22 protein-coding genes are annotated in these 26,696 nt (G+C 67.5%); 10 read left to right on the forward strand and 12 right to left on the reverse strand.

Annotated features, from left to right (window positions below; genetic code table 11):
- Positions 1 to 84 precede the first annotated feature (84 nt).
- The 3 genes from AB0M14_RS01385 to AB0M14_RS01395 all read left to right on the forward strand — a co-directional run bounded on the left by AB0M14_RS01385 (position 85) and on the right by AB0M14_RS01395 (position 2,779).
- Positions 85 to 1,710, forward strand: coding sequence for a serine/threonine-protein kinase (locus tag AB0M14_RS01385; protein ID WP_364987012.1), 1,626 nt, complete (start codon positions 85 to 87; stop codon positions 1,708 to 1,710).
- Between the two features lie 410 nt (positions 1,711 to 2,120).
- Positions 2,121 to 2,450: a WXG100 family type VII secretion target gene (locus AB0M14_RS01390; RefSeq protein ID WP_364987015.1), complete on the forward strand. Its 330-nt coding sequence runs from the start codon at positions 2,121 to 2,123 to the stop codon at positions 2,448 to 2,450.
- Positions 2,451 to 2,488: 38 nt separating this feature from the next.
- A complete protein-coding gene (locus AB0M14_RS01395) occupies positions 2,489 to 2,779 on the forward strand; it encodes a WXG100 family type VII secretion target (protein WP_364987018.1) in 291 nt (96 codons plus the stop codon).
- A 65-nt stretch (positions 2,780 to 2,844) separates the two neighbouring features.
- Here the strand turns inward: AB0M14_RS01395 and AB0M14_RS01400 are convergent, their stop codons facing one another.
- Complete coding sequence (locus AB0M14_RS01400) at positions 2,845 to 4,326, reverse strand: type VII secretion-associated protein (RefSeq protein WP_364987021.1); 1,482 nt, start codon at positions 4,324 to 4,326, stop codon at positions 2,845 to 2,847.
- Positions 4,326 to 8,378: a type VII secretion protein EccCa gene (eccCa, locus tag AB0M14_RS01405; RefSeq protein WP_364987024.1), complete on the reverse strand. Its 4,053-nt coding sequence runs from the start codon at positions 8,376 to 8,378 to the stop codon at positions 4,326 to 4,328. The genes AB0M14_RS01400 and eccCa overlap by 1 nt, the downstream gene beginning before the upstream one ends.
- A gap of 173 nt (positions 8,379 to 8,551) precedes the next feature.
- On the opposite strand from eccCa, the gene eccD reads away from it, so the two are divergent.
- The 4 genes from eccD to AB0M14_RS01425 all read left to right on the forward strand — a co-directional run bounded on the left by eccD (position 8,552) and on the right by AB0M14_RS01425 (position 12,843).
- Positions 8,552 to 10,018, forward strand: a complete 1,467-nt coding sequence (eccD, locus tag AB0M14_RS01410) for a type VII secretion integral membrane protein EccD (protein WP_364987027.1) — start codon at positions 8,552 to 8,554, stop codon at positions 10,016 to 10,018.
- Entirely contained in the window at positions 10,015 to 11,430 is a 1,416-nt protein-coding gene (gene mycP, locus AB0M14_RS01415; RefSeq protein WP_364987030.1) for a type VII secretion-associated serine protease mycosin, read from the forward strand. Before eccD ends, mycP begins: the two co-directional genes overlap by 4 nt.
- Positions 11,431 to 11,542: 112 nt before the next feature.
- On the forward strand, positions 11,543 to 12,304 hold the full coding sequence (locus AB0M14_RS01420) for a potassium channel family protein (protein ID WP_364987033.1): 762 nt from the start codon (positions 11,543 to 11,545) through the stop codon (positions 12,302 to 12,304).
- A gap of 59 nt (positions 12,305 to 12,363) precedes the next feature.
- Entirely contained in the window at positions 12,364 to 12,843 is a 480-nt protein-coding gene (locus AB0M14_RS01425; protein WP_364987037.1) for a hypothetical protein, read from the forward strand.
- On the opposite strand, the gene eccB is transcribed toward AB0M14_RS01425, so the two are convergent.
- Positions 12,840 to 14,327 (reverse strand): type VII secretion protein EccB, encoded by a 1,488-nt coding sequence (gene eccB, locus AB0M14_RS01430; RefSeq protein WP_364987040.1) that lies wholly within the window; start codon positions 14,325 to 14,327, stop codon positions 12,840 to 12,842. The two genes, AB0M14_RS01425 and eccB, sit on opposite strands and share 4 nt — an antisense overlap.
- A gap of 112 nt (positions 14,328 to 14,439) precedes the next feature.
- Here eccB and eccE point away from each other — a divergent pair, with 112 nt between their 5' ends.
- Complete coding sequence (gene eccE, locus AB0M14_RS01435; protein ID WP_364987043.1) at positions 14,440 to 16,098, forward strand: type VII secretion protein EccE; 1,659 nt, start codon at positions 14,440 to 14,442, stop codon at positions 16,096 to 16,098.
- A 16-nt stretch (positions 16,099 to 16,114) separates the two neighbouring features.
- On the opposite strand, the gene AB0M14_RS01440 is transcribed toward eccE, so the two are convergent.
- The 3 genes from AB0M14_RS01440 to AB0M14_RS01450 form a co-directional block, all read right to left on the reverse strand.
- Positions 16,115 to 16,675, reverse strand: a complete 561-nt coding sequence (locus AB0M14_RS01440; protein ID WP_364987046.1) for an NAD(P)H-dependent oxidoreductase — start codon at positions 16,673 to 16,675, stop codon at positions 16,115 to 16,117.
- A 235-nt stretch (positions 16,676 to 16,910) separates the two neighbouring features.
- On the reverse strand, positions 16,911 to 17,999 hold the full coding sequence (locus tag AB0M14_RS01445; RefSeq protein WP_364987048.1) for an NAD(P)-dependent oxidoreductase: 1,089 nt from the start codon (positions 17,997 to 17,999) through the stop codon (positions 16,911 to 16,913).
- Between the two features lie 89 nt (positions 18,000 to 18,088).
- On the reverse strand, positions 18,089 to 18,898 hold the full coding sequence (locus AB0M14_RS01450; RefSeq protein WP_364987052.1) for an S-methyl-5'-thioadenosine phosphorylase: 810 nt from the start codon (positions 18,896 to 18,898) through the stop codon (positions 18,089 to 18,091).
- A gap of 210 nt (positions 18,899 to 19,108) precedes the next feature.
- Between AB0M14_RS01450 and AB0M14_RS01455 the strand changes: the two genes are divergently transcribed.
- Positions 19,109 to 20,062: a DMT family transporter gene (locus AB0M14_RS01455; RefSeq protein WP_364987055.1), complete on the forward strand. Its 954-nt coding sequence runs from the start codon at positions 19,109 to 19,111 to the stop codon at positions 20,060 to 20,062.
- Positions 20,063 to 20,166: 104 nt separating this feature from the next.
- Positions 20,167 to 20,487: a metal-sensitive transcriptional regulator gene (locus AB0M14_RS01460; RefSeq protein WP_194817391.1), complete on the forward strand. Its 321-nt coding sequence runs from the start codon at positions 20,167 to 20,169 to the stop codon at positions 20,485 to 20,487.
- Positions 20,488 to 20,490: 3 nt separating this feature from the next.
- Here the strand turns inward: AB0M14_RS01460 and AB0M14_RS01465 are convergent, their stop codons facing one another.
- The 6 genes from AB0M14_RS01465 to AB0M14_RS01490 form a co-directional block, all read right to left on the reverse strand.
- A complete protein-coding gene (locus tag AB0M14_RS01465; RefSeq protein WP_364987059.1) occupies positions 20,491 to 21,399 on the reverse strand; it encodes a TAXI family TRAP transporter solute-binding subunit in 909 nt (302 codons plus the stop codon).
- On the reverse strand, positions 21,399 to 21,695 hold the full coding sequence (locus AB0M14_RS01470; protein ID WP_364987062.1) for a hypothetical protein: 297 nt from the start codon (positions 21,693 to 21,695) through the stop codon (positions 21,399 to 21,401). The genes AB0M14_RS01465 and AB0M14_RS01470 overlap by 1 nt, the downstream gene beginning before the upstream one ends.
- Complete coding sequence (locus AB0M14_RS01475) at positions 21,692 to 23,335, reverse strand: HAMP domain-containing sensor histidine kinase (protein WP_364987066.1); 1,644 nt, start codon at positions 23,333 to 23,335, stop codon at positions 21,692 to 21,694. The genes AB0M14_RS01470 and AB0M14_RS01475 overlap by 4 nt, the downstream gene beginning before the upstream one ends.
- 28 nt (positions 23,336 to 23,363) lie before the next feature.
- A complete protein-coding gene (locus AB0M14_RS01480) occupies positions 23,364 to 24,023 on the reverse strand; it encodes a response regulator transcription factor (protein ID WP_364987070.1) in 660 nt (219 codons plus the stop codon).
- A 130-nt stretch (positions 24,024 to 24,153) separates the two neighbouring features.
- Positions 24,154 to 25,557, reverse strand: a complete 1,404-nt coding sequence (locus AB0M14_RS01485; RefSeq protein ID WP_364987073.1) for an MFS transporter — start codon at positions 25,555 to 25,557, stop codon at positions 24,154 to 24,156.
- A 175-nt stretch (positions 25,558 to 25,732) separates the two neighbouring features.
- Positions 25,733 to 26,683 (reverse strand): nitrilase-related carbon-nitrogen hydrolase, encoded by a 951-nt coding sequence (locus AB0M14_RS01490; RefSeq protein WP_364987076.1) that lies wholly within the window; start codon positions 26,681 to 26,683, stop codon positions 25,733 to 25,735.
- Between the last annotated feature and the right edge of the window lie 13 nt (positions 26,684 to 26,696).

Genomic DNA, 26,696 nt, shown 5'->3' on the forward strand with positions numbered 1-26,696 from the left:
CTGCATTGCGAGTCGTATCCCGAGCGGCGGCTTGCTAGATTTCTCCGGAACGCTCGTGGCGTTCGACATCGTTAGGAGGACCGAATGGCGTTGCGGCCCGGCGCAATCGTGGGTGGGTACCGGGTAATTCAGCAGCTGGGCAGCGGCGGCATGGGCACGGTGTACCTGGCGCAGAATCCGATCCTGCCTCGTCGCGACGCCTTGAAGGTCCTCAGTTCCGAACTGTCCGAGGATGCCGAGTTCCGCGCCCGGTTCGAGCGGGAAGCCAATCTGGCTGCGGGGCTGGACCATCCGAACATCGTCGCGGTCTACAACCGCGGCGAGGAGGACGGCCAGCTCTGGATCGCGATGCAGTACATCGAGGGGACGGACGCCGCCGAGGAGGCGAAGAAGGGGCCGTCGGTCATGACGCCGCAGCGTGCGCTGCGCATCGTCTCCGAAGTCGGCAAGGGCTTGGACTACGCGCATCGACGCGGGCTGCTGCATCGCGACGTGAAACCAGCCAACTTCCTACTGTCCGCGCCTGAAGAAGGCGATGAGGAGCGCGTGCTGCTCACCGACTTCGGTGTCGCCAAGTCCGCCGAGGACGGCCAGGATCTCACCCAGACCGGAAAGTTCATGGCCACCGTGGCTTATGCGCCACCGGAGCAGCTGGTCGGCACCAGCCTGGATCCGCGGGCCGATATCTACAGCCTGGGCTGCGCCTTCTACAAGCTCGTCACCGGGCAGAATCCGTATCCGTCGACCATGCCGGCGGTCGTGATGATGGGTCACCTGCACGAGCCGCCACCAAAGATCAGTACGGTCCGTCCCGGCCTGCCACCCGCCCTCGATGGCGTGATCGAGAAGGTCATGGCCAAGGACCCTGCCGATCGGTACCGCACCTGCCGGGAGTTCATCCTGGATGCGCAGGCCGCCTTGTTCGGGACCTCGGCGCACCTTCGGGCCCCCGGTTACGAGACGGATCCGCGCGCCACACTGCCGACCTATTCCTCCGATCCGCATACTCCTGCGGCCTCGCATCTGACCGAGCCACACACACCGGTCCCCCCGTACAACTCGTACCCGCCCCACACTGACCCGCGGGGTGCGGCCGCCTCGCAGCCGACGCAATCGGAACGAACCGATCAGGCCCTGGTGGAAACAGCGCGAAACGGGCATTCCGGCCAGTCGTCGCGGGCGCGGAAGTTCTTGCTGCCCGCTGTCATCGGTGTAGTTGTAGCAATCGCTGTCGCAGCGGGCACGTTCTTTCTGACCAGGCCCGAGCCGACCTCCGGCGGGACGACGCTGGCCGATGTCCGCGCACAGAATCCGGCGTTCGACGGTAAGACGGTCACCGCGTTCAACTACGGCAACGCGACCCTGTCGGCGGTGTTGAATCCGAGCTCGCAATCCAAGTTCCTGACCGATATCGGCTTCCGGTTCAGCAACAAGTACAAGGCGGTCGGCGATGAGAAGTCACCGCGGCAGCTGTCGGTCAACGCGTCGTCGTCGGACATCGATTCCGAGGTCGTCATCGTTTTCCGAACCGACAAGGATGCCGGAAACGGCGGCTTCCGCGGACTGCCGAGCGGGATCGCGAACAGCTCCGCCAAGATCGTGATCGTCGACGATCTGTCTACCGTGCAGGCCTTTCAGGTCTGGACCGACCAATCGACGGGCGTACTCGTCGAAAAATTGGTGCCGGTCATCGCGAAAGTTGTGAAGTAGGACTCCCCCGCAGCGCATCGCGGCGCCGGCACTGCGTACAGCGCGTTCCCAACACGGTGACCTGCGGATTGCTGCCATTGTGCTCGACAATCGCTGTAGCGCGACGAGATCGCATTGGGTAGGGTGATGCGCAGCCAGCCCACTCGCGGACAAGTTGTAGCGAGCAGGGGGAAGGAGGGGAACTCACGCTGGCTGGCGACCGATGCGACGGCACCGCGGTCGAGATGTCCGGGGGGATCTCATCTAGACCCCCGTCCTCGGTGTAGCTGGTCGACTTCGCTCCGGGCCGCAGCTCCGTCAAAAGTTTCCGAACTCGATGGAACCGATCGGACCCAGGACGCGTCCAATCATATGAACAGGGTCAACGCACACTTCGGGCAGTTGACAGTGAGCAGGAGGAGGAAGCCGCAATGGCGGGAGAATTGAAGGCTGATGCGACAATCATCGCGCAGAAGGCCAAGGAATTCCAGGAACAGCACGCGTCGCTCGCGGCTGCCATCAAGCAGCTGAAGACCGACGAGGACAACGTCACCAACGGTGCCAACTGGAACGGCCAGGCCCGTGACGCGTTCAACGCGTTCATGGAGCGCTACTACTTCCAGGCCGACAAGATGAACGACAAGCTGATGGAGACGTCGGAAAAGCTTGTCAAGATGAGCGGGTCCTTCCAGGACGAGGATGATTCCTTCTCCTCGAAGATCCAGGCTCAGGTTTCCAGCCTCGACCTGCCTGCCGTCTAAGCCTTCCCCGAATCAATCAGGTACAAGGAGCCGAAGTTATGTCCAAGCCGCTTTCCGCTAATTTCGCGGGTGTTGAAGAAGGCGCGAAGCAGATCATCACGCGCGCCGAAGGGATCAGTTCCGACCTCGAAGCCTTCCACAAGAAGGTTGAGGAGTACGTTCAGACCTACGGCGCCGGTGCCGCGAACGATGCGTTCCAGGCCATGCAGGCGCAGTGGCAGCAGCAGACCGCCTCGCTTCAGCAGACCCTGAGCGGCGCCGGTTCGCTGGTTCAGTCCGGCAACTCGGAGCTGCAGAACACCGACACCGCGCTGTCGAAGCTCTTCTGAGCTGAGCACTGACAATTCGGGCCCCCGGCATTCGCCGGGGGCCCGAATTACTTTGTCCGAGTAGCCTATTGCGGGACGACGTGAACCGACCCCGCGAACTTCTCGCAGGTTTCCTGCAGCTGGCTCCAGCCGTCGCCTGGGTACTGGCACCCGATATTGACCTGAATCCCGTACTCCACCAACACGAACCAGCGCACGGTGGAACCATCGCTGGGCTTCTCGGTGTAGCCGAGGCCGGAGCGGCCGCCGAAGACGTAGTCCCGCTTCAGTTCTGAGAGGGCCGGCTTGGTCTTCATCTGGTTTTCGAGGTCGGCGGCGATCTGCTGGTACCCGGCATTGGGAGCGATCTTGCGCTGGGTGACGATGAGGCGCTGTTTGGTGCCGTCGAACGGAGTCAGTTCGACTTTGTTGCCGTCGGCCGAGGGCTTGATGGTCCACAGATCCGGGCCGACGAAGGTGATGCTGCCGAACTTCTCCTGGCCTTCAGGCCCCGGGGGTGCGGGCTTGTCCGACGGGCCCGGCTTACCGGACGGGCCGGGCGGCGGGGCCGCGCTGGTGGCGGCTACCGCCGATGTCGACGCCGCGACGGTGCCAGGGTCCTCATCGGAACCGCCCATCAGCACGGCAGCGGTGATGGCGGCGACGACGAGCACGAGAACCGCTGCGGCAGAACCGAATATCAGCGCGGTCTTGCGGCGGGCAGGAGCCTGCTGGGCGGCCGCGCGTTCGCGCAGGGGCTGCATCCACTCGTTGGAGGGCATCACCGGCGGAGCCTGGGGCTCCGGCCGGCGTTCCGGCTCGACCTGCTGCGGGCCGCGTACCAAGTCCACTCCTGAGATCGGCCGCAGATCCACCTCGGGTCCGCAGGTTTGCTGCGCTACCGACCTGATCAGGTCGAGCTTGGCGGGGTCGGAGACACCGAGGATTTGGACGACATCCACGGGCCGGCCGTCGAGCAGACGGCTGAGCAGCTCACCCAAGCGGTCCAGGGCGCCGGGTTCCACGCCGTTCCCGGCGAGGGTGAGTTCCGGTTCGAATTCGGTGGACTCGATGTGCACGCCCTGGTGGCTGCGCACCACGGTGGTCGCGGTGGTGGACACCATGCCGAATTCGACGACCACGGTGCGACGGCTGCGGGCGGTGCCTTCGTCGGCCGACACGGCCCGAAATGCCATGTCCTCGAACACGACATCGCGCGCGAAGCGGCGCACGGCGTCGTCGAGCATGCCGCGCCGGGCGGAGCCCCATTCGGTCGGGCACACCACCGTCACCTGATCGCACGGCACCGCTACGCCGAGGTTGTCGAAGATGGTGCCGACGACGTTGGTCAGCGATTCGACGACCGAGGGCACCCGGGGCAGCAGTGCGATGCGGTCCGCCGGAACGAACTGCACCGCCGAGGACACCTGGGTCGGCGGCGTGAGCGGCTCACCGACCACCAGATTTCCGTTGCTGCCCAGCACCACCGAGGGCGGCACATTCCAGTGTGTGGTCGGACCGACAGCCCAGATCCGGGTGTCGGTAACGACCAGTTCGATCTGGGACATCATTCGACCTGCGGCGCCCAGGCCGTCTGGATGAGGCCCTGGGAGTTGCGGGTGATGTAGGTGCCCCGGCCCGGGGGCAGCGTGGCCGGGCGAACGGTGCCCATCAGCACGCCCTCATCCTTCGGGGTGCTCATCAGCAAACCCGCGGATCCGAGATCCTTCATGCGCGAAAGCGCACCGCCGTACATGGCGCGGGCCGCGCCGCCGGCCCGGCGGGCGATGATCAGGTGGAAACCGACATCCCTGGCGTGCGGGATGTACTCGAGCAGCGGCGTGGTCGGGTCGCCCATGGAGGTGACGACCAGATCGAAGTCGTCGATGATCACGTACAGTTCCGGGCCGGTCAGCCAAGAACGCTCGCGCAGCTGCTGCGGCGTCACATCGGCGGGAGCCTGGCGTTTCTCCAGATAGGCGCCGAGATCGGCCAAGTTCTGGGTGAACTGGGGCGCGGTGGAGCCGTAGGCGGCCTGGTAGCCCTGCGGGATCATGCCGAGCAGGCCGCGCCGGTAGTCGCCGACGATGAACCGAGCCATGTCCGGCGTGTTCGATGCCGCGATGCTCTCGATGATCGAGCGCAGGAGCGTGGTCTTCCCGGATTCGGTGTCACCGATGACGATCAAGTGTGGTGTCTCGTTGAAATCGAGATACACCGGCGCCAGCTCGGCTTCGTTGATGCCGATCGGGATCCGCATGTTCCTGCGACTCCGGTCGACCTGTGCCGGGAAGTTACCCGCCGCCTGCAGCAGCTGATCGCGGTGCAGCAGCTCGGGCAGCATGCGCGCGGCGGGCGCGGCCCGGCCGGGCGTGAGCCGCGCGATGGTCGAAACCGCTTCGGCGACAGCCTGACCCAGGGTGGTCAGATCCGAGCTGCCATCGATCCGCGGCAGGCCGGTCAGCATGTGCAGGGTTTCCGGGGTCATACCGCGACCCGGGCGGCCCTGCGGGACCAAGGCGGCGAACTTGCGGCCGAAGTCGGAGTCCATCGGGTCACCGAGGCGCAGCTCGATGCGGGTGCCGATCTGGTCCTTGAGCGCCGGCCGGGCTTCGGCCCAGCGGGCCAGTGCGATGACGACGTGCACGCCGTACGAAAGGCCTTGCACCGCAAGGTTCATGATCGGCTGCTCGAGCGGGTCGTAGTCCTGGCGGATCGAGCCGAAGCCATCGATCACCAGGAAGACATCGCCGAACGGGTCCTCGTGCGCGCCGGCGGCGGACGGGCTGCTGGCGGGATCGACGGACCGCAGGCGCCGGAACTCCTGCATCGATTCGATGTTGAGCGCACGGAACCGCTGCTCGCGGGAACGCACGATCGCGGTCATCTCGGCGATGGTGCGCCGGACCTTGTCCTCGTCCATGCGACCGGCCACCGAACCGACGTGCGGCAGGCCCTCGAGGCTGGCCAGGGTGCCGCCACCGAAGTCGAGGCAGTAGAACTGCACCTGCTCGGCGGTGTGGGTCATCGACATCGACATGATCAGCGTGCGCAGCGCGGTGGACTTACCGGACTGCGGACCACCGACGATGGCCACGTTGCCGCGGGCGCCGGCCAGGTCGACGATCAGGTTGTCACGCCGCTGGTCGTACGGACGGTCGACGATGCCGATCGGCGCGCGCAGGGACGCGATCGCCGAGAACTCGCCGGTGAGAAGGGAGCGCGGGTTGAGGACGTCCAGGGTGGGCGCCTCGTCCAGCGGCGGCAGCCAGATCTCGTGCGCGGGGCGGCCGTGGCCCTTGATACGCGAGACAAGCATGTTGACGTTGGAGATCTGCTCGCCGTCTTCGTTGATGTGCTCGGTTTCCTCGCCCGCGGAGCTGGTGGGCAGCGGCACCCGGTCGATGGCCCGGAACTCGACGTGATGAGCGGTGAAAGGCCGTGCCTTCACATCGATTTCGCCGCCCGCGACACCCGCCTGGGTGACATCGCGCTGCGAACCGCCACCGACGTAGGGGCCGGAGACGTAGGACGCCTGGAAGCGCTGGATCTCGCCCGAGTCGGACTTGAGGTAACCGCCACCGGGGACGCCGGGCAGGTTGTAGGCGTCGGGGACGCCGAGGACCTGACGGGATTCGTTGGCGGAGAACGTCTTCAGACCGATCCGGTAGGACAGGTGCGACTCCAGGCCCTTGAGCTTGCCCTCCTCCAGGCGCTGCGAGGCGAGCAGCAGGTGCACGTGCAGCGAGCGGCCCAGGCGGCCGATCATCACGAACAGTTCCGCGAAATCCGGGTGCTGGGTGAGCAATTCGGAGAACTCGTCGAGCACCACGAACAGCGCGGGCAGCGGGTCCAGGTCGGCGCCGGCGGCGCGGGCCTTCTCGTATTCGGAGACGTTGGCGAAGTTGCCGGCCTGGCGCAGCACTTCCTGGCGGCGGTTCATCTCACCGGCCAGGGCGTCACGCATACGGTCGACGAGGTCGGCTTCCTCTTCGAGGTTCGTGATGACCGCGGCCACGTGCGGGACGCCGTCCAGACCGAGGAAGGTCGCACCACCCTTGAAGTCGACCAGGACCAGGTTCAGCTGATCCGGCGAGTGTGTGGCCAGCAGCGAAAGCACCAGGGTGCGCAGGAATTCCGACTTACCGGAACCGGTCGCACCGATGCAGAGGCCGTGCGGGCCCATACCGCTTTCCGCGGCTTCCTTGATGTCGAGCTCCACGGGCAGGCCGTCGGCGCCGACGCCGAAGGCGACGCGCAGGCGCTCGCGGCCGTAGCGCGGACGCCAGGCGTGCTCGGGGTTGAAGGTACCGATATCGCCCAGGCTCATCAGCTGCGCCCAGGTCGAAATGACCTCGGCCTCACTGGATTCCACGTCCGAGGACTTCTGGGTGGCGGCCCGGTACGGCGCCAGGCGGCGCGCGACCTGCTGGGCCTGCTGGCTGCTGATCCGGTCGATCGTGGCGAAACGTTCCTGGTTGCCGGTGGCGCCGCGGCCGATGCACTCACCGTTCTCGATGACCATCTTGATGCCGCGCGAAACCGCCAGGCGCGGAGCGTAAGCGCACAGGTCGATGATGGTGACGCCCTCGTAGCCGGACTCGCGCAGCTGATCGTCCTCGGCCTCGAGCAGGCCGCCGTCGACGACGATGACGATATGCACCAGATTCGCGTTGGCGGGCTGGTTCCGGGAGTAGCGCACGCGGGTGGCCAGCAGCGGATGCAGGCCGGCCATCGCTTCACGGATGGAGCCGTAGAACATGCGCTGGGTGCCGATGCCGTCCTGGGCATCCGGGTGCTGGGTGTGCGGGAGCCACTTGGTCCACTCCCACTCGCGCGCGGTATCCGGGCCCGCCACGATGGCGACCAGCACCTGGTCGGGGGCCTGGAACATGCACAGCTGCAACAGCATCGCGCGCGTCATGTCGCGGGCCTCGGCGCGATCGCCGTCCAGGGCGATGGTCGCGAAGCCCTTCACCGCGATGGCGGTGGGCAGATCCGGAACCGTGGAGTGCGCGCGCACGAAGCGCCGGAGCGACACTGCCGCAATGGGTTCCAGCTCTTCGACCGGACCGGTCTCGGGCGCGACCAGGCGGGTGGCCAGGCGCTGACCGCCGATGCCGATCCGCGCGTGGCAGAAGTCTTTGTCGCCGGCGCGGCGCTCCCACATGCGGCTGGTGCCGGCGAGCATCCAGATCAGCGCGGGCTCGGGATGGCTCCACTCCACCGAAGCGCGCTGCTGAGTGGCGGTTTCGTTGACATCGCGGCGGACCTGATCGAGGTAGCGCAGGTAGTCCTTGCGGTCCTCGTTGGCCTCGGCCGCCTTCTGGCCCTTGCCGCCGCCCTGACCGGCGAACATGCCGACCATGGAGAACATCATCATGAGCGGGAACATCATGGTCATCGGGTTGGAGCCGATGGAACCCAGACCACCCTGGTTGGTGATGAGCAGGGCCATCATGCCGACCATGCCGATGATCATCACGACGGGCATCAGCTTCATGAGCAGATTGCCCGGTGTCACCCGGGGGATTTCCGGTGGTGGCTGCAGCGTGACTTCGCCGCCAGGCGTGCGTGGCATCTCACGACGCGCACGCCGCTGGAACCTCACCGTACTCATGCTGAAGCGAATCCCCCTCTTGAAAGCTTACAACTTCGGCCTCAGTGTAGAGGCCACCGTCGACATGTCGTAGAGTTCGACCAGCATTCTGCTGCCCAGATGATGGGTTCGCAAGCTCGCCCCCTGCGCGCGGGCATGCGGAAAGACAGAGGTTATACCGATTTGGGGGAAGCTTGACGCACGCGCGACTTGACCACATCGAAGAAGATTCCTCGCGCGGTATCGTCCGCGCGCCGGACCTGGCTCGGGTCACCATCCTGGCGAAGCACACCCAGGTGGACATGGCGATTCCGGTGGACGTGCCGGTCGCCCTGGTGATTCCCAGCGTCGTCGATATGGTCGCCCAGCACAGCCGTTCCAACGACTTCGACAACGAGGGCGAGCGCTTCGAGCCCGCCGAATGGGTGCTGGCCAGGATCGGGCATCCGCCCTTCTCCAACTCGCTGAGCCTCGGGGAGCACGGCGTCCGCGACGGCGAGCTGCTCATGCTCGAGTCGGCCTCGCACACCGCGCCGGTGCCGCTCTTCGACGACATCATGTACAACGTCGCGATCGCCGACGCCGACCACTACCGCAGCTGGACGCCCAAGACCGCGCGGATCACCGGTTCGGTGCTGGCCGCGGTGACGATGATCGTCGGCTGCCTCGGCCTGCTCATGTCGCCCGGTTCGATGCCGGAGTGGGTCAGCGGATCGATCGCGCTGGGCGTTGCGATCCTGCTGGTCGTGGCGGGCATGGTGTTCAGCCGGATGTACGGCGACACCGCCACGGCGCTGGTGCTCGGCGGCTGCGCTCTGCCCGCGGCGTTCACGGCGGGCATGCTCTACGTTCCCGATCACTACGGCTGGGCGCATCTGCTGCTCGGCTCGGTATTGCTCGGCGCGACCGCCATTCTCGCCTGGCGCGTGACCGGCGTCGGGCTGGCGCTGTTCATCGGCACGGCCACCCTCGCGGTGTACGCGGTGCCGGCCGCGCTGGTCGGATTGCTCACCGATCAGTCGACCAAGGCGATCGGCGCGGTCGCCGCGGCGCTCGGCCTCGCGGGCCTGTCGCTCTCGCCGCGGATCTCGATGGCGCTGTCGAAGCTGCCGCTGCCGCCTGTTCCCTCCCCCGGCACCCCGATCGACCCGACCGAGGACGACCCGGACGACCACCGCGCGCTGCCCACCATGGAGGCGCTGCGGCAGAAGTCCGAACGCGCCCGCATGTACCTCGGCGGCCTGGTCACCGCGACCACGTTTGTCACCGTGGTCGGCGCGCTTGCCGGCACCGATCCGGAATCGAAGGGCGCTTACTGGCCCGGTATCTCCCTGGCCCTGGTCTGCGCGGCCGTGCTGATGTTCCGCAGCCGCACCTACGCGGGCGCGGAGCAGGCCGTGGTGCTCATCGTGGGCGGCGCGTCCATCGTGCTGATCATGCTGACCGGCGCCGGTATGGAGATGGAGATGCCGCTGGCGATCTTCGGCGCGGCCATGCTGATCCTGGTGGTGGCGCTGATCCTCGGCATCATCATCCCGAACCAGGAAGCCACCCCGCCGATGCGCCGTGGTGTCGAGCTGCTCGAATACGCCTTCGTGGCCGCCGTGCTGCCGTTGGTGTTCTGGGTGGCCTCGCTCTACTCGCTCGTGCGCGGGCTGTGAAGCGGCCGCTACGGGTCGCCGCGGTCGCGGCCACGCTGGGGCTGAGCGCGTCGTTCGGCATCGGCGCGAATGTCGGTGTGGCACACGCGGAACGGCCGCCCACGGTGAATCCGAGCCTGTTGCCCGCGGGCGACCCGGCGGCGCCGCGCGACAAGACGGAGCGACCGTCCAGCGGCACCTGCAACAGCACCGTGAAGGGCGGCGAGGGGACCTCGATCCCCACCGCGCAACGGTCCCTGGATCTGGAGCGGGCCTGGAAGTTCTCCAAAGGCGCGGGACAGGTCGTCGCGGTGATCGACACCGGCGTGGTGCGGCACCCGCGGCTGCCCGGGCTGCGGGCCGAGGGCGACTACGTCGCGAACGCCGGTGACGGCACCGAGGATTGCGACGCGCACGGCACTTTCGTCGCAGGCTTGATCGCGGCGTCGCAGGTGGAAGGTCAAGGCTTCGCCGGGGTTGCCCCGGAAGCCCAGATCATGACGATCCGGCAGACCAGCACCAAGTATCAGAAGGAAGGCGCGTCGCGGGACAAGAGTCCCGACGAATTGCCCGAGGGCTACGGCAATCTCGCGACCATGGCCTCGGCGATCGTGCGCGCGGTGCAAAAGGGCGCCACCATCATCAATATCTCCGAGGTCTGGTGCGGCCCGCAGAACGACGTCGACGGCGCGATCGGCGCGGCGCTGCAATACGCGGTCGATCAGAACGTGGTCGTCGTTGCGGCGGCGGGCAATACCGACACCTGCAAGACCGAGAACAAGGTCATCGATCCGCTCGATCCCACCGCGGATCCGTGGGACAAGACCAGCATGAACGTCTCCCCGGCCCGCTGGGACGAGTACGTGCTGTCGGTCGGCTCCATCGATTCCAACGGTGCGCCCTCGAAGTTCACCGTGGCCGGCCCGTGGCTGAGCGTCGCCGCACCCGGCGAGAACATGACCTCGCTCAACCCGATTCAGGACGACAAGGGCCAATGGGGCACGGCCCTGGGCAAACTCGACGAGCGTGGCACGCAGGGCGCGATCAGCGGCACCAGCTTCGCGGCGCCGATCGTGTCCGGCGTGGTCGCGCTGGTGCGGGCCCGGTTCCCGGAATTGAGCGCGCGCGAGGTGATGAAGCGGATCCAGGCGACCGCGCACGCGCCCGCCGAAGGATGGAACAAGTACGTCGGTTACGGCGCGGTCGACCCGATCGCGGCGCTGACCGAAGTGGTGACCGCCGACCTGCCGCCCAAACGCCCGACGCCGGCCAAGAGTCAGCAGCTCGCGGTGCCGAAGGCACCGGCACCGCCGGACCATACGGCGCGCAATGTGGCGTTGATCGGGACCGGTGTGATCGGCGGCGCGTTGATCCTCGGATATCTGGCCTCGTTCCCGATCCGCCGCAGGTTCGGCGTCGGCCGAGACGAATAGCCACCGAATGGCACGGAACCAAGGGTTCCGTGCCATTCGTGTTCGTCCTGGCAGTAGCGTCTGCGGAGCGGTGCGAACGGCGCCGCTCCGGATCGATTGCAGGTAGTTCGCTATGCCCGAAACTCAAACCCCGCTCAGTCGCAGGCAAGCGTGGGAGCGGACCACCAGTGTCCCGATGATGCTGCTCGCGTTGGCCTTTCTCGGCGTGTACGCCTGGCACGTGCTCGACACCGGGGTCTCGCCGGTGCTCGATTCCTGGCTTGCCAGGGTCGATATCGCGATCTGGACGCTGTTCGCGGCGGACTTCGCGATCCGGGTGTGGTTGTCCGGCGATCGGTGGCGGTTCCTGCGCACCCATCCGGTCGAGCTGTTGATCGTGCTGCTGCCGCCGTTCCGGCCGCTGCGGTTGCTGCGAGCGGCGCTACTGCTGCTGGACACCCTGAATCGGAGTACCCGGACCCGGGCCCGGATGGCCATCTTCGTCGGCGCCAGTTCGCTGTTGACGCTGCTGCTGTGCAGTCTGGCGTTCTTCGACGCGGAATACGGTGCGCCGGACAGCAAGATCGCCAACTTCGGGGACGCGCTGTGGTGGTCGGCGGTGTCGGTGACCACGGTCGGATACGGCGACGTCTACCCCGTCACCACCGAGGGCCGGTTGATCTCGTTGGTCCTGATGACCTTCGGCATCGGGTTGATCAGCTTCGCGATCGGTACCACGACCAGCTGGGTCATGGACCAGCTCAAGGCCGTCGAAGCCACCGCCGAAGCCACCGACCGGGAGATCAGCGTGCTCGTCGAAGAGGTGCGCGCACTGCGCGGCGAAGTCGCCGAATTGCGCGGCGCCTCGAAAGAACAGCAGCCGATCCGTCGCTGAGGTGCAACGATCTACGCGAGCCCAGGTTCGAAATGGGTGCGGAGTGAGCGGGGTTTGTCATGAGTGGTGCGGGTGTCGCGGCGGGCGCGGATCGGGGATATCTGCCAACCCGGCGGGCGGTGGGCGTCGCGCTGGCGATCCTCGGGGCGATCGTCTGGAGTTTCGAATCCTTGACCGCCTGGGACAAATCCACGCGCCCACAGTTCCAGGACGGCACCTACCTGCGACTCGGCGAGGTCGGGCTCAGCCCGCAGCACATGCTGCTGGTCGCGCACTACGCGTTCGGGTTCGTCGCCGTACTGCTGGTGCTCGGCGCGGCACTGATCGCGCCGTTCTACCTGATCGGGCGACGGCTGATCACGTCGGCTTGCCTGCTTGTGCTGCTCGGGCAGACGGTCGTGCTGATTCTGACGCTACTGCCGGATGATTGGCTGCTCTTCCACCCGCCGTCGAGCCTCGCGGCCAGTGAACTGCTGATGCTCTGTCCGCTCCTCACGCTCTGGTGCGTCGCGGGACGCACCAGAGCGGTGCCGAGCTAGCCGCTGGTCTTCCCGACGGTCTGCTTGGCCGGCGACGCGTCCGGAGCGACGCCGTCATGGGCGACCATCGCTTCCTCACGGCCCAAAGTCGGTCCGTTGGCCAGCAATCCGACGATCGGCCAGGGCGCCGGTTCGGGCTTCACGCCGGCGTCGGTGTCCATGCCCAGGGCTTTCTGCGCGTCGGCGTTCTTGATGCCGAAGCGCACGCCGGTGTCGGCGACATAGAACATGCTGTCCTTGCGCCGGCTCTCGGGTTCGATACCGGTGGTCTGGACGAAGGCGCCGGTGGCCGGCGGGATGTAGACGGAGTCGGCGTTGGCGCCGGAGCCGTCGGCCTGCGCCAGCGCGACGGTCTTGGCGTTGTCCGGGATCGGCAGCTTCACGCCGGTGAGGACGGTGAGGTCGGCGCGCTTGCCGTCCTTGTTGTCCGCGGCCTCCGGGATCGGCTTCCAGGACAGGCAGCTGACCAGCTGGTCGTCCTGCGGCACCAGTTTCGGCGCGACCTTCGGGTAGTCCTCGATCAGCAGCGCCTTGGAGACCGGCGCGTTCGTGCGTTCGGCCTGGCTGATGCGGGTGTCGGGCGACTGCTGCGGGTTCGAGTTCTTGATGATGTCGGCGGTCAGCTGCGTGACCGGCTGCAAACCGTCGGCCAGCACGACGTAGAACTTGTCGTTCTCCGTGGGCACCTGCACCACATCGCCGATGCGATGGTTGTTGATGGTGTAACTCACCGAGCCGCCGCGGTTTTCGAACTTGGGCGCCTTCAAAGGCAGCACCTCGGGGATGGCGTTCAGCAGGCCTTCACTGACCTTCTGCACCTTTTCCCCGGTGATGCCCAGCGCGTCGGTGACGGCGCGCTCGTTCATGTCGACCTCGGCGCGCTTGCTGTCGTACACCAGGTAGGTCTTGTCCTTGGCCTTCACCAGCAGCGCTTTGTCGCCGGGCATGATCGAGGCCTTCGCGCCGAGCTCCGGGTTGCCCGCGACCACGGTGGTGGTGAGATCGGTGCTGCCGGCGCCGGTGCGGACATCGCACACCGACCAGGTGCGGCCCTTGCCGTCCTTGTCGAACCGCAGGGTGGCGGGCGCGCCGGGAATACCGATCAGCTGGCCGCGCGGCTTCTTGCTGAGCTCGGATTCCTTCACGGTGGCGGCCTTGCCCGATTCCCCGGAGGCCAGGCGGGCCGAGGCGAGGTTCAGCGCGGGGTGCACGACATTGTCGATCACCACGTAGACGCCGCCGGATTCCTTACCGATCAGCAAGGTGTTGCTGCCGATTTTGTCCTGCGGGCGGAGCAGCGCGAGAATGCCACAACCGGCCAATACGACAATCCCCAGCACCAGGCCGGCCGCATAGGCTCGCGACTGGGAACGCATCGGGTCGTGCAGCATGCGCACATCCCGGCGCACCAAAGCGTGCTCCATGCGGCGCACCAGGAAGCGATAACCGCTCACCTGCCAGCGCGTAGTGGGTTTTGAAGGCATCTTTCCTCCCCCGAACAGTGCTCACGTCCGGGCAACACAGTACAGTTCCCGGGGAGTCTTGTTCAGCTCGGCCGGTAGATCACGGCCGATACCGGTTATTTGGGGGACGATGATGGCTGAATCCACCGGGGCGGGACCACGCCCGCTTTTTGGTCGGATCTCGCTACAGAACCTGCTGGTCGCGCAGGTCGTCGCGCTGGTTTTCGGCTCGGTCGCGCTGCTACTGGGACTCGATAAATGGATCGCGCTCGGCATTGCCGTTGCGGCGGCGCTGATTCCGCTGATTCCGATCGCCAAACGGACAATTCTCGACTGGATCGCGACCTGGTGGCGCTACATCACCAAGACCGATTACCAGATCGGTGACACCGTCGATTTCCGCGGACCCGACGACCGCTCCCTCGGCCTGTACTGGGACGGCAGCCGCGTCGTCACCGTCGTCGAGGTGCTGCCCCCGCGCGGTGGGCTCACCCGGATCTCGTCCTCCACGGTGCACGCCTCGCATCTGCTGCCGCTGCCCGAGCTCGCGAAGTGCCTCAACCAGCACGACATTCTGCTCAGCGGCATCGACATCATCAGCCACGGCCACCGCAGCCGCGCCGGCACACCCGCCGGCAAGATCTACGAATCGCTGCTGGGCCCGCTGCCCGCCACCGCGCACCGCGCCGTGTGGCTGGCCATCAGCTTCGACGCCATCGCCTGCCCGGAGGCCTCGGCCCGGCGCGGCGGCGGCACCGAAGGCGCCTCGCGCGCGGTAACCATTGCGACACAACGGATTATGCGCGCGCTCGAAGACGGCGACTGCAACGCCCGTATCCTCACCGCCCCGGAAATCCGTAAGGCCGTCCTGCAGATCACCGCGGGTTTCGATCCGCGCAACCTGACCCATCGCTGGCGTTACGCCGAGATCGGCAACGCCGTGAACATCGGCGCGGCGGTCGACCCGAAGCGCCTCGGCTCCGACCTGCTCGCCCAGCTGTGGGTCGCGCCGTCGCGCGGCACCACCGTCGCCGTGCGGTTGCGTCCGGGCAGCTCCGCGGAAACCGTAAGCATCGGCGCCGCTTGGCGTTTGACGGCACGGGAGCTGCCGGAGCGGTCGAAGCTCAAGGGCATGATCTCGATGGCCGGCCGGCATCGCGACGGACTGCTCGCGCACATGCCGCTGGCCGCGCCCGGCGTCGACGACACCGTCCCGATGACCGAGTACCCGATCGATGTCATCGGCGCGCTGCACCTGCCGTCCTCGGGCTGCGGTCAGCTGATCGGCTCCGATGAGGAGAACCAGGGTGTGGCGGTTCGTATTATCGGCCAGGGTATTTCGACCGTGTACGTGGCGGGCGAGCTGTACCTGGCCCAGCAGCTGGTGTTCCGCGCGCTGGCCGTCGGCGAGCGCATCCTGATCCGCACCGACCGCGCGCACGCCTGGGAACAGCTGGTCCAGACCGTCGGCAACCCCGAACGCCTCACCATCGCCGTCGAAACCCACCAGTCCGACGCGGGTTTCACCGCCACCGTGGTCGACGGCGTCCTCGCCCCCGCCCCGCACGCCGGTGTCACCACCATCTACGTCACCGGCGACCCGATGGGCTGGCCCGCCACCCGCCCCGACCTGTCGGTCCACCAGCCCGGCGCGATCGGCAACCACGTCATCCTGCGCACCGGAACCGCCCAGGTCGACCTGACCCTGGTCTCGATCCCCCGCGAAGCCACCTACATCGGCCACCCCCGCGGCCGCCAGCGCCAAATGCAGGGCGCGGGACCGATGCACTGATCACCCGCGCCGGGAGTCAGCTCGGATAGGGAGTGTTGGTCCGGGCCGAGCGGAGAGTTGTTGCCCACCAGGCAAGTTGGGTGAGCATGCGGTCGGCGGCATCGATGGCGGCGCCGTCGTGCGTCTGCCCGGACTTGTCGAACTGCTTCTTGGCTTGATGGAAGCTGACGGTTTCGCGGACCGAAACCATATGAAGTTCGGCGACGACCTGACGCAGCTGTTCCACCGCCCGCAGCCCACCGGAGAGCCCGCCGTAGGAAACGAAACCGACGGGCTTGGCACGCCATTCATGCTTCGCGGTGTCGAATGCGGTCTTCAGCGATGCCGGATAGCCGTGGTTGTACTCCGAGGTCACTGCGACAAAGCCGTCCGCAGCCGCCAATCGGGTCCGGAAGGCTTCCGCCGCAGGGCCATCGGTCAGGTTCTCCGGCAGCCCGGCATCAATGAGATCGATGACGCCGGTATCGAATTCGCCCCGGGCCCGCGCAGCCCCCACAAACCAGTCCGCCACCACCGGAGCAAATCGCTCCGGCCGCGTACTGGCCACGATCACCTCGAGCCGCAACGGGTTATCCACACGGCGAGCCTAGCCCGGCGCTTCGCGCGCATAGTGGGACATGAGCGAGGAGGCCACTCGACCGATGCCACAGCCATGTCCCGCTCTGGGGCCTCCCACCGATCACGGCGCATCCGCGCAACCCGAAGCCGAGCCGGAAGTTCGACTCGCGCGGGCGGTTCGAGATTTCCGTACCGCTGGATTTGGCGCTGGCAGGGTGGCGGCGGGCGATCCAGGGGCCAGTCGGTGCGCAGTGTTACGGCTCGCTGGCGACGGGGCGGGTGGTTTCTACTGCCGAGAGGGGCTGGGCGGTGGCGTAATCGGTTAGGCCGGTGCGGGGTGGGGTGGTGGCGGTGAAGCCGAGGGCGTGGTGGGCGCGGGTGGGGGCGGCGACGAAGTGGCGGACGTCCGGGAGGTGGTATTGGCCGGTGACGAGGGGATCGGGGCCGCTCTGAGCTTTGGTCATGATGGAGGCGACCTCCCAGCTGGTGATCGGGTGGCCGGAGGCGATGTTCAAAGGGACGAAACCGGGGAGGGCACGGTCCACGGCGGCGAGGGTGGCGGACACGGCGTCGGTGATATGGACGAAATCGCGCACTTGGCCGCCGTCTTCGAAGACGCGCGGGGCGGCGCCCGCGGCGAGGGCGGCGCGGACCTGGGCGGGCAGGCCGCTGTGCGCGCCTTCGCCGTACACCGAGTGGAAGCGCAGGACGGTGACCGCCGCGCCCGTGGACAGTCCCCAGGCGAAGGCGTAATTCTCCTGGGCCACTTTGCTTGCCGCGTAGAAACCGCGGGGACGCAGGGGCGCGTCCTCGGAGACCGCTTCCCAGGTAAGAATTTCGCCGGTGCGCGGGGCACGATGGTCGAACATGCCGCGGTCGAGGTCGGCGCGCGAGCGCAGGCCGGGGAAGAACGGGCCGCCCCGCACGGTGCGGTAGCGGCCTTCGCCGTAGACGGTGACCGAGGAGGCGAGGACCAGGCGGCGGATCTTCGCCTCCCGCATCGCTGCCAACAGCACGGCGGTGCCGTGGTCGTTGTGCGCCGCGTACTCGGCTGGGCGGTAGGCGGATCCGGTGGCGGCGGCGAAATGGCAGACGACATCGACGCCGCGCAGCACCGGCGCGAGAGCTTCCATGTCACGGATGTCGATCCGCGCGACTCCCTCCGGCGGTTCCGCGTCCGCACCGTGCACGGGTTCCGCCAGCAGGTCGATCCCCACCACGTCGTGTCCCGCTTCGGCGAGTGCCCGCCGCACATGCGATCCGATGAACCCGGCAGCCCCGGTTACCAGCACCTTCATCATGTCCACCCGCGTTCTGCCGCCGGATGGTTCCGGCTGACTCACCGGATCATGGTAGATCGAGCGGTGCCGGCAACTCGGCGGGAGCACCGGACAGGCGGCCGGACACTCCGATGTCCAGCCACCCCAACGGTTTACGGAAGTTCGAAGGGCAGCGTGACGCCGGTATGCACGGTGCAGCGCTCACAGGTTTCGGTGCTGTCGACTGCGGCGACAGCACCGCGGATCAGTTCCTTGAACGGATCGAGGTTGCGCTTGAATTCGGCGAAGACATCGACCGCGTGCACGCCGTCGCCCTCTTCCAGGCCCGCATCCAGGTCGGTGACCAAAGCCACTGCGGCGTAGCACATTTCGAGTTCACGGGCGAGAACGGCTTCCGGATGACCGGTCATGTTGACCAGATCCCAGCCCTGCCCGGCGAACCACCGGCTCTCCGCGCGGGTGGAGAAGCGCGGACCCTGGACGACCACCATGGTGCCGGAGCCCTTGACCGTCAGCGCGCCGGCCTCGGATTTGATTGCGGCGGTGCGAAGTTCGTCGCAGTACGGATCGGCGAAGGAGACGTGCACGCCGCCGCCGTCGAAGAAGGTCTGCGGGCGGCCCGAGGTGCGGTCGACCAGCTGGTCCGGCACCGCGACCGTGCCCGGCCCCCAGTCGGCGCGCAGGCTGCCCACCGCGCACGGCGCGAAGATCCGTCGCACGCCCAGTGCGCGCAACGCCCACATGTTGGCCTGGTACGGCAGCGTGTGCGGCGCGAATTCGTGCTGCTTGCCGTGCCGCGGGATGAATGCCACCGCCCGGCCCTCGACCTCGCCGATCGCGACCGGCGCGCTCGGCTTGCCATAGGGGGTATCGACCTCGACATGCGTCGCGTCGTTGTCGAAGAAGTCGTAGAAACCACTGCCACCGATGACGGCGAGGGCAGGCCGGGGATGCGCACTCATGCCTGCGATTCTCTCGTTTCACTTCGTCGCCGCCACACCGGGGTTACGTCGTGAGGCGCGTGGAGTCCCCTGCACGGCGCGTTGAGTCCGCCCCTCTGCCGTCGGCCGACCCATAGATTCGGGATCGTAGCCACTCCGGCGGACCCAGATGATTCCGGCGGCCACCGGCTCAGCAAAGATGGGATGTTTCGAGTTCAGATGAGGTGGGTTGTGACGCGGGCGCAGGCTGGTGTGTGGCTGACGGTGGCGAGCGGGCTGGCGTTCGCGAGTTCGGGGTCGTTCGCGAAATCGGTGCTGGGGGCGGACTGGTCGCCGGGGGCGGTGCTGGCGATTCGGCTGACCGGGGCGGCAGCGGTGCTCATGGCGCTGGCGGCGTGGCGGGATCCGGCTGGGTTGCGGGCGAGTGTTCGGCACGCGCGGGCGATCATCGCTTTCGGCGTGGTCGCGATCACCGGCGTCCAGGCGACATTCTTTTTGTCGCTGGAGCATCTGCAGGTCGGGGTGTCGCTGATGATTCAGTTCCTGGCGCCGATCGCGGTGATCGGGTGGAACTGGGCGGTGCGGGGGCAGCGGCCGAGTATCGCGACGATGGTGGGCGCGGCGCTCGCCATCGGCGGTGCGGCGCTGGTCATCAATGTGTTCGACGCGGGCGGCCTGAGCCTGCCGGGGCTCGGCTGGGCCGGGCTGTCGATGGTATGCAACGCGGCGCTGTTCCTGTTGTCCGAGCGCACGACAGCTCAGGTGCGGCCGGTCGTGCTGCTCGGGACCGGGCTGACCGTGGCGGCGGTCACCAGTTGGGTTCTCGCCCTCACACAGGTGCTGCCGGTGCACCTCGGCGCCGGCACCGTCACCCTGGCCGAGCACCGGATTCCGGCGTGGCTGTCGCTGACACTGCTGATTCTGATCAGCACGGTGATCGCGTACCTGTGCGGCGTGGCGGGTGCGGCGCGGATCGGATCGACGCTCATGTCGTTGATCCTGCTCAGCGAGGTCATGTTCGCGGTGGCGCTGTCGTGGCTGCTGCTCGGCGAGGCGGTGGCGCCGATCCAGCTGGCCGGCAGCGTGGTGGTGATCGGCGGGATCGTGCTGGCGCGGCAGAGCCGGTCCGAGGATCTGGATCCATACGGGCTGACCGACGCGCTCGACGAACCCGCGCGCACCTGACAACCCGCGCGTTCGCATGTACCCTAGGGGGGTATAACGACACGACCGGAGCGCCCGCGTCTGCGAAGATCAACCCGGCCACTGCTAGGACGAGGAGAACACCGGTGACAACCACCCCGGAAACCGGCGGACACGACCACTCCGCCCACGGTTACATCACCGCCAAGGACGACTACCTCAAGCGGTTGCGCCGGATCGAGGGCCAGGCCCGCGGTCTGCAGCGCATGGTCGAAGAAGAGAAGTACTGCATCGACATCCTCACCCAGGTCTCCGCGATGACGAAGGCGCTGCAAGCCGTCGCCATGGGCCTGCTCGAAGACCACATCAGCCACTGCGTCGTCGACGCGGCTGTCGCGGGCGGCCCCGAGGCCGAAGCCAAGATCAAGGAAGCCACCGACGCCATCGCGCGTCTCGTCCGCTCCTGACCGTCAGCCGTGGTGGCGGCGGTAGACCTCGGCGGCGCCCGGATGCAGGGCGATCGAGCCGGTGCCGGTGAGGGAACGGGCATCCAGGAACTGGGTGCCCGCAGCCTCGGCGGGCACCAGCGCGTCGGCGCGAGTCAACAGCAGGTCGACGATCGCGGCCGCGGCGGCGTCCGGCAAGGACGGCGCGGCCAGCAGCAGGTTCGCGACGCCGATCGTGTGCACCGCGGAGCCGCCCGGGTAGGCGTCGGCGGGAATCTGCACGCGGTCATAGACGTGCCCGAACCGCGCACGGAGCGGCGTCGCGAGCTCATCCAGATCCAGCAGCCGCAGCCGCGGCACCGCCAGCGCGGCCGTCGGCACGCCACCGGCCCACAGCAGCGCGTCCACTCCCCCGGAATCCAACGCCGCCACCGCGTTCCGTAGCCCACGATGCTCGACCGTCACGTCCACCCCCGGCACGAACCCCGCCGCCCACAGCAACCGCTCACCGGTCAACGCGGCCCCCGACCCGACCGCACCCAGATTCACCCGGGTCCCCCGCAGGTCGGCGATCCGCTGAATCGGACTGTCCGCCCGCACCGCCAGCTGCAGATAATTCTCGTAGACCCGCCCCAGCGCCAGCACCTGCTCGCCGCCTTCGATCGAATCCACCAGCGCCAGTGCGGCATCCACCTCCCCCCGCACCAACATCGTCAGATTCGTCCGCGACCCATACGTATCGATCGGATCGATCCGCACCGTCCCCGCCTGATCCGCCACATCAGCCAGCAACCGCGCAAACGCGTTATAGAACCCACCCGGCTCCCCCGACCCCAACCGCACCGTCCCCGCCCCCGAAGTAACCCCACACCCAGCAGCCACCCCCGCCACCACACCAGCAGCCGCCAACCCCAAAAACCCACGCCGATCCATCACACCCCCACCCCCCGCCGCACCTGCGCCACCGGCCCGAGCTGGACACAAACCGCACCCACCGCCGAGCAGCCAGCCGCCCGAACCTCGAACAACATACGGCCACAATGGCTTTCGAGCGCACCGACCACCGCACGCCATTCGCCGAACAACGCATCGAGATAGCGGCGAAGGCCGACTGCGGAGCGCCGCTCATCGGCCACTTGCACAGGGTTGCGGCAGCTCCCCACCGCACTCAGCATCGCGTGCGGCCCACCGATCAACGGCGCAGAGTCGCGAAGAGTCGTGTGGTTCATGCGGGGACCACCGCGGGGAGGCGGAGGATGATGGCGAGGCCGTTGGGGCGGGCGGGTTCGACAGTCAAAGTGCCGCCGCGGGATTGGGCGAGGGCGGCCGCGATGGGCAGGCCGAGGCCGGAGCCGCCGGCGGGGGCGGAGGAGCCGCGGAAGAAGCGGGTGGTGAGTTTGTCGATCTCTTCGCGGGGGACGCCGGTGCCGTTGTCGCGGATGGTGATGGTGACCCAGCCGGGGTCGGTGGCAACGGTGACGGTGGTCTCGGCACCGGAACCGGCGTAGCGGCAGGAGTTACTCAGCGGGACATCGAGGATCTGAGCGAGGATGTCGGCGGGGAGGGCGACTTCGGTAAGGGCGGCGGGGCGAGCGCTTGGGGCCGGGTGACCGTCCCAGTTCGGGGCGGGCGGTTCAGGCTCCGACTTTGCGTCCTCGGCGTGGAATTCCGCTGTGCCGGTTCGCGATTCCGAGTCCTCGCGCAACGTCAGGGCACCGGATCGACTGCGCTGCGCGGCTGCCTCCGAACCGGTCCGGCTGCCCTCGGCGCGGGCGGAACGGTCGGTGGATAGGTCCGGCGACCGGTGGCGGATTACCTCGGTCCGCAACTCCATGCCCGCGGTTTCGAAGGCGGAGTGCCAGGCGTCGATCCGGTCGGCCACAACTTGTCTGGCGTCGCAGTGGTTTTCGGGGTCGTTGGCGGTCAGGTCGAAGGCGGTGGGGGTTTCGGCGACCGCGAGGGTGAGCAGGCCGTCGAGCAGTGCCGTGATCCGGTCGACTTCGGCGCTGGCGCGACGGAAGATCGGCGCGGCCGTGTCGGGGATGTCGAGCTCCAGCGAGTCCAATCGGATCGCCAAGGCCGCCAAGGGATTTCGCATGGCATGAGCAGTGTCGGCGACGAGTTGCCGTTGCGCGTCCACGGAGTCGGCGACCGCCAACGCCATGGCGTCGAAAGATTCGGCGACAGCCCGCATTTCGGGCGGGCCACCGTAGTGCCGGGCGATCGACACCGGGGCCGCCGCGCCGGTGCGCGGCTTCGGCAGGGTCGCGGTCAGGGCGGCCACCGCGGCTGACAGCGCCGCCAGCGGTCGCAGCACCCAGCGGCTGAGGGTCAGCGCGAGCATGGTGAACACCGCCATCGCGACGACGCCACCCGCGCCGATCACCGCCCACGCCTTGGCGATATCGCTGCGCGCTCGCTCCGTCGACGCCTCGATCACCACGGCGCCGTTGACCTGTACACCGGTTCCGACCGGTCGCGCCACCAGCATGGTCGAATTGCCCAAGGGGTTCAGTCGTTGTACCGGACGCGGTCGCAGGTTGCGCCGCGCGCCGGCCACAGCGGCGGCGATCGCCGGATCGGTGATGTCCACTCCGGCGTTGACGGTGGTCGCGCCACGCGCGTCGACGACGAGCACGTTCTCGCCGTATAGCTCGTGGTACCGCACGATCTCCTCGACCAGCGCGCGCGGATCCTTGTCCGCCACGGCGGCGTCGGCGATGGTCGCGAACCGATCCGCGTCGCCGTTGCGTCCGAGCACCAGCTCCTGGGTCCGGCTCGTCGCATACGTCAGCGACAGCGGTACCGCGAACGCCAGCACGGCGATCGCGGCGAAAACCGTCAGCGCGAAGAGAAGCCTGCGCCGCACCGCACTTCCCTTCCGAAACGGCCCCCGGTCATTCGCCCCACCGGTAGCCGTAGCCGCGGATGGTCGTGATCAGGCCGGGCCGGTCCAGCTTCGCGCGCAGCGCGGTCATGTGCACATCGAGGGAGCGGGATACGGCTACGAAGGCGTCACCCCAGATCCGGTCCATGAGCTGCTGCCGGCTGACGGCCGAGCCCGGTCGTTCGACGAGCGCTTCCACGAGTTCGAATTCCTTCGGCGTCAACGAGATCGGCTTCCCGGCGACCTCGACGACACGGGTCGCGAGGTCGACGCGCACGTCTCCGGTGACCACGACCGGCGGAGTCGGCTGGGTAGCGACCGCGGCACGGCGGAGAACGGTCTCCAGCCGGGCCATCAACTCCGCGATCCGGGGCGGCTTCACCAGATAGTCGTCGGCCCCGCCGCGAAGTCCGCGCACGATCGAGCGCTCGTCACTGCGCGCGGTCAGCACCAGCACCGGCACCGAACTGACGGCGCGCAGCTGGCGCAGGATCTGCAACCCGTCCGCGTCGGGCAGGCCGAGATCCAGGATGACGGCGTCGTAGCCGCGGTGATCGAGCAGCAGGTCGCTGCCCCGGCGCTTGCGTTCGGCGCGGTAGCCGCGGGCGTTGAGCGCCTCGACCAAGGCGTCGCCAACGCCATCATCATCTTCGACAACCGCAAGCCGCACGCGCCGATCCTCCCATAGCGGGCGGATCGGCGCGGCGGCCGGTTGATCAGCGTGCGGAAACGAGGTCACGCTCGGTACCGTTCGACCTCGTTGCCGGCGGACGCGCGCAACACATTCGCAACCACGCCGCCTACGAGACCCGAGCCGGTGTGGCGGGCGCGGCCGGCGCACTCGCCGGCTCGAAGGCGTGGCCTGCCTCGCGGTCGAGCTCGGTGGTGGACTTGTTCTTCAAGAAGAAGATGTAGACCAGGAGCGAGCCCGCGATGAGCAGGGTGACATAGCCGATGAACTGCGGAACCATATCGGCCTTCTTCATGGCTTGGTAAATCACCGGCGCGGTGCCGCCGAAGGCGGAGTTGGCCAGCGCATAACCCATTCCCACGCCCAGCGCCCGGATGGAAGCCGGGAACAGTTCGGCTTTGACCAGGGCGTTGATCGAGGTGTATCCGGTCAGAATGATGTACCCGATGGCCAGCAATCCGAAGGTGGCGAACGGATTGTGGGTCTTCGGCAGGAAGGTGATCAGGAAGTAGGTGTAGATCACTCCGCTCGCCCCGAAGAACACCAGCAGCGGCTTGCGGCCGACCCGGTCGCTGATCCAGCCGCCCACCGGTTGCAGGCACATCAGGAAGATCAGGCCGATCAGGTTGATCCAGGTCGCGACCATGGCGTCGTTCTTGTACGCGGTCTTCACGATCGCCGGGGCGTTGACGCTGTAGGTGTAGAACGCGACGGTGCCGCCCATGGTGATCAGGAAGCACAGCAGCAGCGGCCGCCAGTACCGGACCACCAATTCCTTCATCGACCCCGAGGAGCTGTCCGCACCCGAGCGGGCCGCGTCCAGGTGTTCCTTGGACAGCGACTCGTCCATGTCCCGCCGCAGCCAGAACACCACGATCGCCGCCAGTCCGCCGATGGCGAACGGGATGCGCCAGGCCCAGTCCTGAATCTGCCCCTTGTCCAGGAACGCGGTCATGACCAGCAGGGTGGCCTGCGCCAGCACGTGGCCGCCGACCAGCGTGACGTACTGGAACGAGGAGAAGAAGCCGCGCTTGCCGGCCGTCGCCACCTCGGACATGTAGGTCGCCGAAGTGCCGTATTCACCGCCGGTGGCGAAGCCTTGGATCAACCGGAAGAGAATGAGTATCGCCGCGGCGGCGACGCCGATGCTCTCCCGGGTGGGCATGATCGCGATGCCGAAGGAACAGACCGCCATCAGGGTCACGCTGAACACCAGCGCGGAGCGGCGGCCGTGCCGGTCGGCGTACCGCCCGAAATACCAGGAGCCGATCGGGCGCATCAAGAAGGTGACCGCGAAGATCGCGTAAACATAGACGGTGGAGTTCTCGTCCTCCGGCGCGAAGAACTGATCCTGGAAATAAGTCGCGAAAACGGTGTAAATATAGACGTCGTACCACTCGACGAGATTTCCCGACGACCCTTTGAGCGTATTCAGAACCGCGCGCCGGGTGCTGGTCGGCGCCGATAATGGAGCGGGATTGGGCTCCGGCGTCTTACTCAACACTGTGGACATTGACCTACCTCCTTCGACGCTTCTTCGCGCCATCGGAAATGAGTGTGTCGGTCGCCACAGTTGTTACGGAAGTGTGCCGGGCGCTTCCTAACAGTCCTTTAGGACGATCCCCAGTTCCCTTCCAGCAAACCGTCCCGGCCCCGGCGATCCCAGCCGGGGCCAGGCGCGAACGGCCTCAGAACGAGCGCTTCACCATCCGTGCGGCGACCTGGTTTCCGGCCGGCCCCCGGTAGATCTCCGGGTTGAGCTGGGCGTTGACCGGATAGGCAGGACGCGGCTTGCCGAGCGCGGCGAAGTCCAGATCGGCGTAGACCAGACCGGAACGCTTCTCGCTGGGCGCGGCGCCGAGCTCGTGACCGTCGGGTCCGTAGATCGTGGTGAGACCACCCGGGTTGTGCAGCAGCCGGGTCTGTGGACCGGACGGCCCGTCCAGCTCCCAGCCGGCGACGTCGACGATCGCGGTCGGCGCGATCACGAAGCTGGCGCTCTCCACCGAATACAGCAGGCTGGCCGAGGCGTTGGCCCAATGCCCGCGCCCACGGGTAGCGCCGCGGTAGATCGCGAAACCGGGCCAGGAGGCGATGTGGATCTGCTCACCGGTGCGGTACATCTGCTGGCGGGCGACGGCTTGCAAATGCTCACTGCCGCTCAGCATTCCGATCCGGCCGAGCGCGGTGTCGTAGGCGCGTGGCTGATGGGCGCCGCCGGGCTCGAAGACCTGGCTCTCCAGCCGGTTCAGTTCCGGTTTTCGGCGGACCGCGCGCAGCATCCCGTGCTGATCGATCAGCGCCTGCGACATGAACAGCTCGTCGCCCGCTCGCTCACTGAAGCCGAGTACGACGTGGATCCGGTGCGCCCGTGCGGCTTCCAGGACGGCATGGATTTCCTCGCCTTCGCGCGTCATCGAGGCGTCGCGATACCGGGCGGTGAATTCCGCACCCCAGCCCTTGGTGTTCAGCCACATCCACCAGGGGTACCCGGGCACGAAAGTTTCCGGAAATGCCACCAATTGGGCCCCGATGCGAGACGCTTGCGCGATCAACCCGGTGACTTGCTCGATGCCCTCCTGCAGGCTGAGCCACCTCGGCTCGGCTTGGACCGCGGCGACCCGTACCCGTTCCGACATAGAAGACTCCCGT

The sequence above is a fragment of the Nocardia sp. NPDC051832 genome (assembly GCF_040681285.1).
Taxonomy (GTDB): domain Bacteria; phylum Actinomycetota; class Actinomycetes; order Mycobacteriales; family Mycobacteriaceae; genus Nocardia.

What these genes read in the sequence shown, in the direction of transcription:
- AB0M14_RS01400 (WP_364987021.1), bottom strand. Translation starts at nt 4,326, where the DNA reads ATGTCCCAGATCGAACTGGTCGTTACCGACACCCGGATCTGGGCTGTC.
- AB0M14_RS01420 (WP_364987033.1), top strand. Translation starts at nt 11,543, where the DNA reads ATGCCCGAAACTCAAACCCCGCTCAGTCGCAGGCAAGCGTGGGAGCGG.
- AB0M14_RS01485 (WP_364987073.1), bottom strand. Translation starts at nt 25,557, where the DNA reads ATGTCCACAGTGTTGAGTAAGACGCCGGAGCCCAATCCCGCTCCATTA.
- AB0M14_RS01490 (WP_364987076.1), bottom strand. Translation starts at nt 26,683, where the DNA reads ATGTCGGAACGGGTACGGGTCGCCGCGGTCCAAGCCGAGCCGAGGTGG.
- AB0M14_RS01425 (WP_364987037.1), top strand. Translation starts at nt 12,364, where the DNA reads ATGAGTGGTGCGGGTGTCGCGGCGGGCGCGGATCGGGGATATCTGCCA.
- AB0M14_RS01450 (WP_364987052.1), bottom strand. Translation starts at nt 18,898, where the DNA reads ATGAGTGCGCATCCCCGGCCTGCCCTCGCCGTCATCGGTGGCAGTGGT.
- AB0M14_RS01385 (WP_364987012.1), top strand. Translation starts at nt 85, where the DNA reads ATGGCGTTGCGGCCCGGCGCAATCGTGGGTGGGTACCGGGTAATTCAG.
- AB0M14_RS01395 (WP_364987018.1), top strand. Translation starts at nt 2,489, where the DNA reads ATGTCCAAGCCGCTTTCCGCTAATTTCGCGGGTGTTGAAGAAGGCGCG.
- eccCa (WP_364987024.1), bottom strand. Translation starts at nt 8,378, where the DNA reads ATGAGTACGGTGAGGTTCCAGCGGCGTGCGCGTCGTGAGATGCCACGC.
- AB0M14_RS01470 (WP_364987062.1), bottom strand. Translation starts at nt 21,695, where the DNA reads ATGAACCACACGACTCTTCGCGACTCTGCGCCGTTGATCGGTGGGCCG.
- eccE (WP_364987043.1), top strand. Translation starts at nt 14,440, where the DNA reads ATGGCTGAATCCACCGGGGCGGGACCACGCCCGCTTTTTGGTCGGATC.
- AB0M14_RS01390 (WP_364987015.1), top strand. Translation starts at nt 2,121, where the DNA reads ATGGCGGGAGAATTGAAGGCTGATGCGACAATCATCGCGCAGAAGGCC.
- AB0M14_RS01465 (WP_364987059.1), bottom strand. Translation starts at nt 21,399, where the DNA reads ATGGATCGGCGTGGGTTTTTGGGGTTGGCGGCTGCTGGTGTGGTGGCG.
- eccB (WP_364987040.1), bottom strand. Translation starts at nt 14,327, where the DNA reads ATGCCTTCAAAACCCACTACGCGCTGGCAGGTGAGCGGTTATCGCTTC.